The organism is Natrinema sp. 74 (genome assembly GCF_046097095.1).
In the GTDB taxonomy this organism is placed as follows: Archaea; Halobacteriota; Halobacteria; order Halobacteriales; family Natrialbaceae; genus Natrinema.
Genome location: NZ_CP175698.1, coordinates 1,917,818 through 1,930,805, shown reverse-complemented (window position 1 = coordinate 1,930,805; position 12,988 = coordinate 1,917,818). Strand labels below are relative to the sequence as shown.

At 65.1% G+C, this 12,988-nt stretch carries 13 protein-coding genes; 7 read left to right on the top strand and 6 right to left on the bottom strand.

All coding sequences use genetic code 11. The annotated features are described in order from the left end of the window. Window positions 1-37: 37 nt before the first annotated feature. From ACJ70B_RS09610 to ACJ70B_RS09600, 3 genes are all read right to left on the bottom strand, one after another. Window positions 38-988, bottom strand: a complete 951-nt coding sequence (locus tag ACJ70B_RS09610; RefSeq protein WP_408956776.1) for an ABC transporter permease — start codon at window positions 986-988, stop codon at window positions 38-40. Beyond that, complete coding sequence (locus ACJ70B_RS09605) at window positions 985-1,917, bottom strand: ATP-binding cassette domain-containing protein (RefSeq protein WP_408956775.1); 933 nt, start codon at window positions 1,915-1,917, stop codon at window positions 985-987. The genes ACJ70B_RS09610 and ACJ70B_RS09605 overlap by 4 nt, the downstream gene beginning before the upstream one ends. 122 nt (window positions 1,918-2,039) lie before the next feature. Continuing rightward, window positions 2,040-2,309 carry a hypothetical protein gene (locus ACJ70B_RS09600; RefSeq protein WP_408956774.1) on the bottom strand — a complete coding sequence of 90 codons (270 nt, stop codon included), beginning with the start codon at window positions 2,307-2,309 and terminating at the stop codon, window positions 2,040-2,042. A 135-nt stretch (window positions 2,310-2,444) separates the two neighbouring features. Between ACJ70B_RS09600 and ACJ70B_RS09595 the strand changes: the two genes are divergently transcribed. After that, a complete protein-coding gene (locus ACJ70B_RS09595) occupies window positions 2,445-3,185 on the top strand; it encodes a hypothetical protein (protein ID WP_408956773.1) in 741 nt (246 codons plus the stop codon). Between the two features lie 26 nt (window positions 3,186-3,211). Continuing rightward, entirely contained in the window at window positions 3,212-4,969 is a 1,758-nt protein-coding gene (locus ACJ70B_RS09590) for an excinuclease ABC subunit C (RefSeq protein ID WP_408956772.1), read from the top strand. A gap of 178 nt (window positions 4,970-5,147) precedes the next feature. Here the strand turns inward: ACJ70B_RS09590 and ACJ70B_RS09585 are convergent, their stop codons facing one another. After that, complete coding sequence (locus tag ACJ70B_RS09585) at window positions 5,148-5,801, bottom strand: ribonuclease HI family protein (RefSeq protein WP_408956771.1); 654 nt, start codon at window positions 5,799-5,801, stop codon at window positions 5,148-5,150. A gap of 450 nt (window positions 5,802-6,251) precedes the next feature. Here ACJ70B_RS09585 and ACJ70B_RS09580 point away from each other — a divergent pair, with 450 nt between their 5' ends. The 5 genes from ACJ70B_RS09580 (at window position 6,252) to ACJ70B_RS09560 (ending at window position 10,634) form a co-directional block, all read left to right on the top strand. Then, a complete protein-coding gene (locus ACJ70B_RS09580; RefSeq protein ID WP_408956770.1) occupies window positions 6,252-6,548 on the top strand; it encodes a translation initiation factor in 297 nt (98 codons plus the stop codon). 114 nt (window positions 6,549-6,662) lie between these two features. Continuing rightward, window positions 6,663-7,139 (top strand): N-acetyltransferase family protein, encoded by a 477-nt coding sequence (locus ACJ70B_RS09575; RefSeq protein WP_408956769.1) that lies wholly within the window; start codon window positions 6,663-6,665, stop codon window positions 7,137-7,139. Window positions 7,140-7,272: 133 nt separating this feature from the next. Beyond that, complete coding sequence (locus tag ACJ70B_RS09570; RefSeq protein WP_408956768.1) at window positions 7,273-7,800, top strand: N-acetyltransferase family protein; 528 nt, start codon at window positions 7,273-7,275, stop codon at window positions 7,798-7,800. Window positions 7,801-7,895: 95 nt separating this feature from the next. Further along, window positions 7,896-9,218, top strand: coding sequence for an NrfD/PsrC family molybdoenzyme membrane anchor subunit (nrfD, locus tag ACJ70B_RS09565; protein ID WP_408960097.1), 1,323 nt, complete (start codon window positions 7,896-7,898; stop codon window positions 9,216-9,218). Window positions 9,219-9,407: 189 nt separating this feature from the next. Continuing rightward, window positions 9,408-10,634: a putative manganese transporter gene (locus ACJ70B_RS09560; RefSeq protein WP_408956767.1), complete on the top strand. Its 1,227-nt coding sequence runs from the start codon at window positions 9,408-9,410 to the stop codon at window positions 10,632-10,634. Window positions 10,635-10,637: 3 nt separating this feature from the next. Here ACJ70B_RS09560 and ACJ70B_RS09555 read toward each other — a convergent pair whose 3' ends face one another. Next, window positions 10,638-11,837, bottom strand: a complete 1,200-nt coding sequence (locus ACJ70B_RS09555) for a PQQ-binding-like beta-propeller repeat protein (RefSeq protein WP_408956766.1) — start codon at window positions 11,835-11,837, stop codon at window positions 10,638-10,640. Between the two features lie 75 nt (window positions 11,838-11,912). Then, window positions 11,913-12,737 (bottom strand): Imm49 family immunity protein, encoded by an 825-nt coding sequence (locus tag ACJ70B_RS09550; RefSeq protein ID WP_408956765.1) that lies wholly within the window; start codon window positions 12,735-12,737, stop codon window positions 11,913-11,915. Between the last annotated feature and the right edge of the window lie 251 nt (window positions 12,738-12,988).

Here is a 12,988-nt window from a genome sequence, read left to right as displayed (position 1 = left end):
ATGCGATACGAGAGAGCGTCGAGAGTGTCGTTCCGGTTTAGATGTCGACGCGGTCGAACCGGTAGAGCGCGATGGCGAGCGGGACGACGATCCAGAACAGCAGGATGAGCAGCGAGAACCAATCCTCCAGATAGAACGGGAGTCCGTTGGGGAAAGCGTCCGGATTGAAGCTCGTTCCGATCCTGTCGCTCGAGAGGCCGCTGAACAGCGTGATCGTATTCTGGTATGCGTTACCCGGATCGATCATGTTGATGAACTGCGCCCAGTCGGGCAGCCGCTGTCGCTGTACCTGTTGCCCGGCGAAGGTCGTCGTGTACGAGACGCCGTCAATGTATCCCCGACTCATCAGAAGTCCGAGCGCCGTCGTGATCGAGTTCCAGACGATATAAAAGAGGACGAAAACGCCGAACATCGCCGCGCCGGCCATCGTCGTCGAGCGGGTGAGCGACGAGAGCGAGACGGCGATGCTCATGTACGCGAGGCCGTACAGGATCGTCATCGCGAGGAACGCGACGTAGGCGGGGAACGAAAACTCGGACACCGCGAACGCGACGGCGACCATCGCGATGAGAAAGCCGATGATCAGCGACAGCGAGAGCACGGCCGTTCGGCCGAGCAACTTCCCAAAGAGGACGTCCTTCCGAGAGTGGGGTAACGACAGCAAGACCTTGATGCTACCGCGTTCGCGTTCGCCGGCGATGGACTTCCAGCCAAGTGCAAGCGCGATTAACGGGATTATCAGCTTCCCCACCTGGCTGACCAGCGCGATGAAGCTGATCGTCGTCAGGTTGTCCGTGTTCACCCAGTAAAGAAAGCCCGCCAGCGCAGCCATCAGCACGAAGAAAAACGCACTCAACCCCCAGAACAGCCACGACCGAATCGCGTCCTGAAAGTCCTTCTTCGCGACCGCGCGGACGCTCCCGGGGTTGACCGAACTCGAGGCGGAACCGCTCGCCGAATCGGCCGCAGTTCCGGGTTCGGTGCTCATCGCGCGTGCACCCCCGTCCGTCCGCCGGTCGTGTAGGACTGGAAGACATCCTCAAGCGACGCCTCGGTCGTCTCGAAGTCCCGTACCTCGATACCGTGGTCCTCGAGTGCCGAGAGGACGGCCGTCTTCGAGCCGTCGACCTCGGCGACGAGCGTCGGCGGGTTTTGGCCCTCGACGGTGGCGTTGCTGACGTCGGGCAGCGAGCGGACCGTCTGGAGGGCGTCGTTGCCGAGCCGGTCGACGGTGACGCGCAGCGTCGTGCCGCCCTCGACGGAGTCGCGCAGCCCTTCGACGGAGTCGACGGCAACCATCTCGCCGTCACGAAGGATGCCGACGCGGTCACAGACCGCCTCGACTTGCTCCATGATGTGACTCGAGAAGAAGACGGTCGCGCCCCGTTCGTTCTCCTCGCGGACGAGCTCGCGCATCTCACGGGCCCCGTTGGGGTCGAGGCCGGTGGAGGGCTCGTCTAAGATGAGCAGGTCGGGCTCGCCGACCAGCGCCATCGCGAGCATGAGTCGCTGGGACATCCCCTTCGAGTAGCCGCCGGCTTTCCTGTCGATGGCGTCCACGAGGCCGACGCGCTCGAGCAACGCCTCGGGGTCGTCGTCGGCGTTTTTCGACTCGATCGCAAACTCGAGGTGCTGGCGGGCGGTCAGCCGGTCGTAGGTCTCGACGCCTTCGGGGAGGACGCCGGTCCGCTGGCGGATCGCTCGGCTCTGGCGCTGGGCGTCCATGCCGAGGACGGAGACCGAGCCGGCGGTCGGGCGGGCGAAATCCAGCACGACGTTGATCGTCGTCGATTTCCCTGCGCCGTTAGGGCCGAGGAAGCCGAACACCTCGCCGTTCCGGACTTGGAAGGAAAGGTCGTCGAGTGCGAGGGTCTGACCGAAGGACTTGGTCAGGTCGTCGACTGCGATAGCTGGCATGTCCGTACGGACACGGCGTTACCAGATAAGGTTTTTGACACCCGTATTACGCCTGAAACCATCGATTTAGCCACGCTCAAGCCCTCGCAAATCGTTTCAGTCGATTGACGACTAGGGCGAGCCTAAATCGGATCGTCGGGCTCGTATCGGTCGGTAACCCGGTCGACTTCCGTCGCGTATCGCTCGCGGGTCTCGTCATCGGGGACTTGCTCGAGTTCGGCTTCGGGGATTTCGATGGCGGCGGTGACCTCGGGGCCGGTCCGCAGCGCCGTCGAGGACCGTTGGCGCTGCTGGAACCGCGAGCCGTCCGGCGTCGCGTAGACCAGCGTTACGAAATCTCGATCGCCCAGTTCTCGTTCGACGAGCCAGCACTGCACCGTCGAGTCACTCATACGCGGCGAGTTGGCGGTCGATGACCGAGAATGTACCGCGTTCGATCGGGTGTATCGGCGGTGAAGGCTGACCCTACACACGCGAACGAGCACCGGCGTACTTGGCGGTCGGCGTCGGACGGACGACGAGCACCGATGGCCGAGACTCGAGCCGACCGTGCCGGCCGGTGGAGCGACAACGTCGAGCAGTTGTGTACCGACGGAGAGACCGTCGAGCAGCGCGTCGACCTCGAGCGCGCGACGGTCGTCGTGACGACGCGCCGCGTGCTGGTGTTGACGCCGGGTCCGAGCGGGCGGACCTTCCGCGCGGTCGAACGGCCGAACGTCGGGACCGTGACCGTCGAAACGGTCCAGCGGCTGAGCCAGCTCTGTGGGGCGCTCGTCGCCGCCGTCGTCGGAATCGCGCTCGTCGAGACGGCGCGAGCCGTCAACTTCGCCGGGTTTGCACCGGCTCCCGACCTCGAGTCGCCGACCTCCCTCCCGGGCGTCAGCGCCATTACGAACGCCGTCAATGCCGCGCTCTCGGCGATCGAAACCGCGCTTCTGGTGCTCGACTGGGGCGTGCTGGCCGGCGGCGTCGCCGCGTTCGTCCTCGCGGTCGGCTTCGTCGCGCACTACGTGCGCTCGCGCTCGCGTCGACTCCGCATTCGGGTGACCGGCGGCAACGATATCGATCTCTCCGCGGCAGGGGCCGACCGCGGAGCCGATCTGGCCGCCGATCTCGAGGCCGCAATCCGTCCGGGGCCAGCGCCCGAGGCCGACGCCGACGTGACCGATGACGGCAGCGAGCGGCCGACGAACGAACGGTCGAGCGACGATCAGACGCGAAGCGACTGCCCCGGTTCGGAGTGGCTCGGCGACGAGGAGTCAGGCTGAAAGTCGTCGACTCCCTAGGCCCGTCGATGAACGCCGACGGGGTTCGCGACCGGGCCGGATCGCTGCCGCGAGAGCCCGGTGTCTATCAGTTTCAGGAGGGCGACACCACCCTCTACGTCGGAAAGGCGGTCGACCTGCGCGACCGGGTGCGGTCCTACGCCGATCCCCGCAGCGCGCGGATTCGCCGGATGGTCGATCGCGCCGACGGGATCGAGATCGCCGTTACCGACACCGAGACGCAGGCGCTGTTGCTCGAGGCGAACCTGATCAAGCGCCACCAGCCCCGCTACAACGTCCGGCTCAAGGACGACAAATCGTACCCGATGGTCCAGTTGACGAACCACGACGCGCCGCGGATCGAGGTCACGCGAGATCCGGACGAGTCCGCGACGGTCTTTGGCCCCTATACGAGCAAGCGCCGGGTCGAGACGGTCGTGAAAGCGCTGCGCGAGACCTACGGCGTTCGGGGCTGTTCGGACCACAAGTATTCGGGCCGCGATCGGCCCTGTCTCGACTACGAGATGGGGCTGTGTACCGCGCCCTGTACCCGCGAAATCGACCTCAAGAGCTACAGCGAGGACGTGACCGCCGTCGAACGCTTTCTCGAGGGCGAGACGGGAATTCTCGCGGACCCGCTGCGCCGGGGGATGGACGCCGCGGCACAGGAGCAAAACTTCGAGCGCGCGGCAAACCTGCGCGACCGACTCGAGACCGTGCAGGCCTTCCACGGCGAGGGCGGCGAGGCGGTCCAATCGGTCGGCGATGAGCGCGCCGTCGACGTCCTCGGTGTCGCTATCGAGGGCGAAGCTGCGACCGTCGCCCGCCTGCGCGCGGAGGACGGCAAACTGGTCGACCGGGATCGGCACACGCTCGAGGCACCTGGCTCCGCGGGGGCCGACGCCGACGACGAGGTGGACGGCGTGGCGAGCGTCCTCGCCGCGTTCATCGTCCAGTACTACGCCGAGCGCGAGTTACCTGACGCCCTGCTCCTGCCCGAACGCCACGGCGACGCGGAGGTTTCGGCGTGGCTCGAGGCCGCTGGCGTCGCGGTCCGCGTGCCGGGGGCGGGCCGGGAGGCCAAACTCGTCGATCTGGCGCTGAAAAACGCCCGGCGAAACGTCGGCCGGCGCGACGAGTGCGGCATGCTCGCCGACGCCCTCGAACTCGAGTCCGCCCGGCGGATCGAGGGCTTCGACGTAAGCCACGCCCAGGGGAAGTCGGCGGTCGGCAGCGACGTCACCTTCGTCGACGGCAGCGCCGAGAAGGCCGACTATCGGCGGAAGAAGCTCACCGACCAGAACGACGACTACGACAACATGCACGCCTTACTCGAGTGGCGCGCTCGCCGCGCCGTCGAGGACCGCGACGACCGGCCTGACCCCGATCTGCTGTTGATCGACGGCGGCAAGGGGCAACTCGAGGCGGCCCGCGACGCGCTCGCCGAAGTCGGCTGGGACGTGCCGGCGGTCGCGCTGGCGAAAGCCGAGGAGCGCGTGATTACGCCCGACCGGGAATTTTCGTGGCCCAGCGACGCGCCCCACCTCCACCTCCTCCAGCGGGTGCGCGACGAGGCCCACCGCTTTGCCGTCCAGTACCATCAGACCGTCCGCGACGAGGTCAAGACGGTGTTAGACGACGTACAGGGAGTCGGCCCCGAGACCCGAAAGCGGCTGTTAGGGCGCTTCGGCAGCGTCGAAAACGTCCGCGAAGCGAGCCTCGAGGACCTTCGCAGCGTCGACGGAATCGGCGAGAAGACGGCGGAGACGATCAAGTCGCGGCTCTAGAAGGGGAGACGACAGCAGGTGCGGTGTCCGCACAGGAAAGCGAGTAGCGCAGAGACTGTCGCTAGTCTCGGTGACCGTCGGGAGCGATGTGTCGAATACGGAGAGCGTAGCCAGCATGTGGTGTCTATCAGCTACCGTGGACAGAGCCGGAAGTTCGCGTTGCGAGGGCGCGACTCCACTATCCGGGTCCGAGGGCCGCGATATCGGCCCCCACTGTCGCCAGTGCGTCGGCGGGGTTCGGATCGCTGTCGGCCAGATGCGTGTACCGATGGTCCGAGACGCTCGACAGTGCCGCCGCAACGGCCTCGCTGTACGTCTCGACGCCCGGTTCCGTCGGGTCGTCGCCACCCCAGACGTCTCGGATGACCGTCATCGAATCGATGCGCACGTCCAGTCTGCGTGGCTCGTAGCGAGCCAGTAGTTCGGAGAGCCCGAGTTGGAGGGCGACGTACTCGGCGGTGTTGTTTCCCGTCCGGGAGCCGACGGGGCGGCCGAGACGGGCGAGTTCGTCCTCCGTGGCGTCCATGATGACAGCGCCCGCACCCGCGGGACCGGGGTTGCCGCGTGAACTTCCGTCGACGTAGAGGACGAACGTGTCGCTCGTCGCCTCGGGGACGGGTGGCCGGGTGAGTTCCGACGCCGGCAGACTCTCGAGCGCGCGATGCAACTCGGCCGGGCTGGTCGTGGGGTCGAACAGACCGCCGTACCCGGGGACAGCGTCGTCGATGGCGTCGATCGCGGCCGCCACCTCGTAGCCGACGCCCGCGAGTACCTCGTCGACGAGCGTGGCGAGCGGCGAGAGGTGTTCGACCGGGAGAGGATCGTCAGTCACGCTATGTGCCCCTTCAGGCGTCGGTTTCGGGCTCTCGCGCCCTCGCTCACGGATGCTCTCGTCGGCTGGTCGCACCACTGCATAGCGGTCCTCGGTGGTCGAGCGGGATAATCTCTTCAGGTGGTGCCGGTGACGGGCCGTTCTGGATCGGGCGGCCCTCGAGAGCCGCGGGACTGTACAAACGGCCTGCCGGATCGGGCGGCTGTCCACAGCAGAACCGGTCAGTCGTTTGGAGCGGAAAACCGGTGTCTCGGGACCTGACGTCACTCCCCGGTCGTCTCGTGCAACGTATCTGTCTCGAATGCCGAGCAGTGCTCGAGTGCGATAGCCGTCGATTCGAAGGAGTATCTCTGACGCATTCGGCTATTAGCGAGCGTCCGCTACTGAACGCCCGTCGCGGGTTGCAAGCGCAAGGACAGGGCTATGCGGTAGACGGAACCACGTGAAGGCATGGCAGACGACGACGACCTCGACGACCTCCTCGACGAACTGGACAGTCAGGGGGACCTCGAGACCTCCCAACAGGTACTGTCGCTTCGAACGGAGAGCCGGCGCTACGACAAGCCAGTGACGATCATCGAGGGGTTCGACCTGCCGAAATCGGAGCTCGAATCGACCGCGTCGGACCTCAAGAGTTCGCTGGGAACCGGCGGAACGGTCGACGAGGGCCGGATCGAACTCCAAGGCGACCACCGCGACCGAGTGCCGGACCTGCTTCGCGATCGCGGGTTCGACGTTCGCGAGTGAGCCGCGGCGGAGGACGCTGACCGTCGTACTCACGGACTCGAGCGAGAGACACTCCGTCGGAGCGCCACCATCGTGGCAGCGAGCTATTTAAGCACTACATCACAAGTACGGAACATGCACGTCCGATCCGCGACGAACGACGATTTCGAGGGGATCACGGCTGTCGCCCGCGAGACGTGGCACGACACCTACGACGAACTCGCGGCCGACGTGATCGACCGGACGGTCGACGCCTGGTACACCGACGACTCGATGCCGCTCGAGGCACCGGGAACCGTCGTTCTCGTCGCTGAAGTAGCGGGCGAGATCGTCGGCTTCACCCACGCGGTCGTCCAGGGCGAGACGGCCGACATCCTCCGGATGTACGTCCACCCGGACCACCAGAGCGAGGGGATCGGCTCCGAACTCCACGAACGGCTGATAGCCGAGATCGGAGCGCAGGAGGCCGAGCGGGTCCGGTCGTTCGACTTCGCGTTCAACGACGCCAGCCGCCGGTTCTACGAGGGACTCGGCTTCGAACAGACCGACGAAGGAGAGGTCGAGATCGACGGCGAGTTCTACCCCGAAGCGGTCTACACGCTCGAACTGTAGGACCGGTTTCGTCCCGGGGAGACCCGCTCGAGTGCGGTAGCGGCCGGGCTGCGACGCCGGGTGTGTTCCCTGCCCGACGACACCTTACACAGTGAGGTAGTACCACTTTGGTACTTGCTATCGTAGGCCCGGTATGGAGATCAGACCGGCAACCCGCGGCGACCACGAGCAGATCAGAGCCGTTGCCCGCGAGACGTGGCACGACACCTACGACGAACTCGACGCGGAGACCATCGACGAGACCATCGACGAGTGGTACGGCGACGACTTCCTCGAGACGGCGCTCTCGAAGCCCGGCACCGCGTTCATCGTCGCCGAAGTAGACAGCGCGGAGCGCGACTCCGCGAGCGGTCGGACTACGTCCGACGACGGCGAGATCGTCGGCTTCGCCCACGGCGTCGTCACCGCGGAGGAAGGCGACGTACTCCGACTGTCCGTTCATCCGGACCACCAGGGCGAGGGGACCGGCACGGCGCTGTACGAACGGCTGCGAGAAGACCTGCGAGACTTCAATATGAAGCGGATGCGCGCGATCGACCTCGCCTCGAACGAGGGCGGCAGGGAGTTCTACGAAGCCCACGGCTTCGAACCGACCGACGAAGACGAAGTCGAGATCGGCGGTGAGCAGCACCGCGAGGTGGTGTACACGCTCGAGCTGTGACCCGCCCGGCGATCCGCAGTGCTCGAGGGGACTCGTAGCTTGCACATGCACCGCACGGAGGAAAGGAGGGCCATACCGTGCACTACTGTGACACAATGGGGACGAAAACGCCGAGCGAGGCCGACATCCTGCGGCCGGTCGGAACGACCTCGAGAACGTACTTCATCATGGTCGCTATCGCCGGGCTGGCGTTGCTTGCCTTCCTCGTCGGCTGGGCCTACCAACTCGAGGAGGGGCTGGTCGTCACCGGCCTCGGTGACTGGGGGAGTGGCGGCGGCGTCACATGGGGGGTCTACATCGGCGCGTTCATCTGGTGGGTCGGCATCGCCCACGGGGGGATCATCCTCTCGGCCGCGGTTCGCCTGCTCGGTATGGATCGGTACATGCCGGTTGCGCGACTTGCGGAGTTGCTAACCATCAGCGGGCTGTCCGCGGCGGGCTTTTACATTATCGTCCACCTCGGCCGCCCGGACCGGATGGTCACGAGCGTCATCGGTCACTACCACATCACGGTCCACGCCTCGCCGCTCGTCTGGGACGTGACGGTCATCACGGCCTACTTCGTGCTGACGGCGACCTACCTCTCGCTGACCCTGCGCTACGACGTGAGCCGGCTGCGAGAGCAGCTGCCCGATCGGCTCGATCCGCTCTACAGGATGATGACGATCGGCTACACCGAGACGGAAGACCGGATCGTCGATCGGATGGTCTGGTGGCTCGCGCTGGCGATCATCATCATGGCTCCGCTCTTGCTCCACGGCGGCGTCATCCCGTGGCTGTTCGCCGTGTTACCGAACTATCCAACCTGGTTCGGCGGCGTTCAGGGGCCGCAGTTTCTCACCATCGCGCTGACCTCCGCCATCAGCGGCGTGATTATCCTCGCCTTCTCGTTCCGACACGCCTACGACTGGGACCACATCTTCACGGACGACATCTTCCGCGGATTGCTCCTGTGGCTCGGGTTCTTCTGTCTGCTCTTCCTCTGGCTCCAACTCCAGCAGAACATCACCGGACTCTTCAAGGCCCCGGTCGCGCTGACCCACGCCGCCGTCGCCAGAGCGACGAACCCCATTTACCTCACGTCGATGGCGCTGGTCTTCGTCACGCTGGCATACATTTTCGCCCAGGCGATTCGACCGACGCTGTTTACCAAGCGACGGGCTGTCATCTCCGGCCTCGCCGTCCTCACCGCGACGATCCTCGAGAAGGTGCTGTTCGTCGTCGAAGGGTTCCTGCACCCGACGTTCGATATCTACTCGGCCGTTCCGGGCGTCTACATCCCGAGTCTGATCGAAATCGCGTCGATCCTCGGGACGATCGGCATGGTCTGTCTGTTCTTCCTCACCATCGCCAAACTCGTCCCCGTGGTCGAACTCCACGCGATCGAACACCTCCGTGACGAGCACGAGCGCGAGTAACGCGAGCAACGCCGCGTCGTCGGACCGTTTTCGCACATTCGACAACGGCGTGGCGTAAGTCCGTCGGGCGCTCAAGACATGGGGTCGATGCCGATAGCCACCAGCAACTATTTACTCTATGGCGCTAATTCTATTTTTAGAGATGTCTAATCTTTGGTTCGCTAGTCCACACGCAGCGAGTGAGGCGCTATGAACGCGGTGCTGGACGTCTTCCTCGCGTCGCTCCGAGACGGGTACGTCCAGGTGAGCGCGTTCGTCGCGGTGACGGTGCTGGCGTTCGGCCTGCTCCAGTACCGGACCGACGGGGCCGTCATCGGCGCACTCGAGGACAACGAGCGGCTGCAGGTGCTGTTCGGCGGCCTGCTCGGACTGACGCCCGGCTGTGGCGGTGCGATCGTCGTCATGCCGCTGTACGTCCGCGGGACCGTCAGCTTCGGGACCGTCGTCGCGACGCTGGGCGCGACCGCGGGCGACTCCGCGTTCGTCATCCTCGCGCTCGCGCCCGAAGCCGCGCTGTACGCCTACGCCATCGCCTTCGTCGCGAGCGTCGCGACCGGCTACCTCGTCGACTCCGTCGGCCTCGGCGTTTCTCGCGTCGACGCCGCCGTCGCTCGGCTCACGCCCGCCGCCACGCCCGACGGCGGCACCGCCGTCGACGGCGGCATCGGACCGAATCCCGCCCACGACTACTGCGGCCCGGCCCCCACCCACGCCCACGAGTCCGGTCCAGATCGCTACTCTCGAGTGCTCACGCCGCTCTCCCACGGCGCACACGTCGCATGGTGGGTAACCGCCACCGCCGGCCTCGTCCTCGGGGTGCTCTACCTGCTTCGAGGCGGCCCCGAGGTCGCGCTCACGCTCGGCCCCAGCTTCGAGGGACTCTTCACCCTCGTCGGCATCGCCGGTGCGGTGCTCTCGCTGTACCTCTACGCCGTCGGCCGCCACTACGTCGGCGAAGGGGAGATCGCCCGCGCTCGAGACTCCTTCTCGTCGGTCTACGACGCGCTCACCCACGCGGCGATGGAGACCAGTTTCGTCACCGTCTGGGTGCTCGTGGCCTTCCTCGTCTACGAATACGCCGTCCTCTTTACGGGCGTGAACGTCGCCACCGTCGCCGCCGCGGCCGGCGTGCTGGCACCTATTGGCGGCGCGGTCGTCGGGGTGATCCCCGGCTGTGGCCCGCAGATCCTGCTGGCCAGCGTCTACGCCGAGGGCGGGCTGCCGTTTTCCGCGCTGACCGCCAACGCGATCTGTCAGGACGGCGACGCCCTGTTCCCGCTACTGGCCGTCGACGCCAAGGCCGCCATCGTCGCGACGGTCTACAACTTCCTGCCCGCCGTCGTCGTCGGCGTCGCACTCAACCTCCTGTGGGGGCCGGTATTCGGGATGGCGGAGTTCGGGTTCGGCGTGCTGTGATCATCACTCGAGCGCGACGAGCCGGCCTTCGTCGGTGCCGACGAAGACTGCCCCGTCGGCGACCGTCGGCGCAGTCCCGGTGGTTCCCTCGAGCGAGCGAGACCACAGGTCGGTGCCGGTCTCGACGTTCAGCGCGAACAGCTCCGGCCCGATCATGGTCACGTAGACGGCCGCGTCGGTGACGGCGGGTGCTGAGATTGCGTACTGTCCGAGCGAGCGGCCCCAGCCTGTGTCGTTCCCGTCGCGGTCGTGACCGACAGCGCCGACGAAGCCGAGGTCGGTTCCGTAGACGATCAGGTCCGGCGTCGCGGCCGGTGACGCGAGAACCTCACCCGTTATTCCGATTTGCCGACGAGAGCCGTCGTCTCTCGGGAGAACTTCGATCGTCGAAAAGGGAGCCAGAACTCCGCTTTCGGCGGCAGTCGGTGGCTGCATTCGGGTTCCGCCGTACTCCCACCGATCGGAGCCGTCTATCGCCTCAAGGGCGTACACCCGACCGTCCCAGCCATTCTGGGCACCGACGTAGACACCGGTGCCGTCGACGGCGGGGTAGTCATCGGCGTCAACGGCCAACGGGGTCGACCACAGTTCGTCACCGGTCGCGGCGTCGATCGCGTACGCGGTCGGCTCCTCGCTCGTCCCGACGTAGACGGTCCCATCGGCCGCGGTCGGTCCCGAAACGGGACCAGCCAGTTCGGCCGTCCACTCCAGTTTGCCATCGGTCGCGTTCAGGGCGACGAGTTCGCCCGTGTCAGTGCCGACGACGATCTGTCCGTCGACGAAACACGGACACTGCGCACGACCACCCTCGAGCGATTCGGTCCACTGTTCGTCACCCGACGCTGCATCGAGCGCGTGGACGGTCCCGTCGTCAGTCGCGGCGTAGACGGTCCCATCGACGACTGCGACCTGATCACCGATCGCACCGGAAAGCGTCGTCGACCAGCGTTCGGTAGGTTCGTCCGTCGGTGCCGTCGACGGGGAGTACCCGTCATTGCGTGCCGTTCGCTGGAACGATGGCCAGTCACCGTGTGCGGGCTCGACACTCGGCTCGACGGTATCTCGATCGTCGTCGCCGCCGGTACCGGCAGCCCTGTTCCACCCATCGTCGGACGTTTCATCAAGCAAATTCGCACAGCCGGCACCGACGCTCAGCGCCGCTACACTCGCGATCGACAGGTATCGGCGTCTCGAGTCGTTCATGCACCGTACAGTTCAGAAGAGAATAATAAATCCAGAGGAAAAGAGGCGCTGGACGAGGTCGGGACTAGTGGTTCACTATTCGCCGACGACTAATTCCTCTCGGAGGTAGTCGGGCCGCGGCAGTTCGATCTCACCGTCGATACCGTATTCGTCCAGCGCGTCAGGGAGATACGTACTGTCGATATCGACATCCATTCCACGATCGCGAGCGAGGAACCGATGAGCGGCGATAGGGCGGCTCATCAGCTCCATACGACTCGGCAGTTCGTCGACGCTAGCATCGTACTGTTCGAGCATCTGGTGGATCGCGTGTAGGAACTGCTCTTGGTCACTCTCGATGAGACCTCTCTGCATCTGGATATATCCTTCTGAGTGTTTGCCTCGATCGTCCGCTTCTACCACGGGGACGTATGCCTCGAGAGTGTCTCGAGCGGCTTCGGGGTCGTCTTCAACGAGATACGCGATGGTACAGGCTTTCCAGTAATATTCCCCAGTACCGCCGTACTCGGTCGGATAGTTGTCGCTGAGCGTCAGGACCTGCTGGGTCACAGTCTCGAGCAGGCGATGGTCGCCGGCCAATAGCGCGTTGTGCACCGCCGATAGTGCTCGAGTCCCACCTCTCGTCTGCGTACTTGGCGAGAGTTCCTCCCAGCGGGTGGTAAACAGGTGAAGGTACGACCGATCGGCGAGTGCTGCGCGCGCGAACCACTCGCGCGCTGCTTCGACGTTCCCTAAATGTAACTCGCACGATGCGATTTCGACTGCCTCGTACGACAACGCCTCGACGGCCGTTGTATACGATTCTCCATCTTCCCGTGAAGCATTGATCGCCCAATAGGAGTTGTCGACACTCCCCTTTTTCTCGTCACGCCGATCCTGTAGTTGTTGCTCGTCGTACATGTGTCTTAATTTGAGGGTCCCAGTTTGGCGTGTCGTACACGGTCGAATAACTGGCTCATATAATGATCCTTGCCTTGTGGGCCAGTAGAGTTTTCTGGCGAAATCGTGTTTCCATTTCGGTTATTGGTAACTCATAATCCTTCCCGATCGTATCCACTCTCCGGACCCCTTTCCATCGCTCTTTCAACGGCATCTTCCACGGAATCAGCGTTACCATATCGACTCTTGATGCCGGACGCAGCACCTTGCGT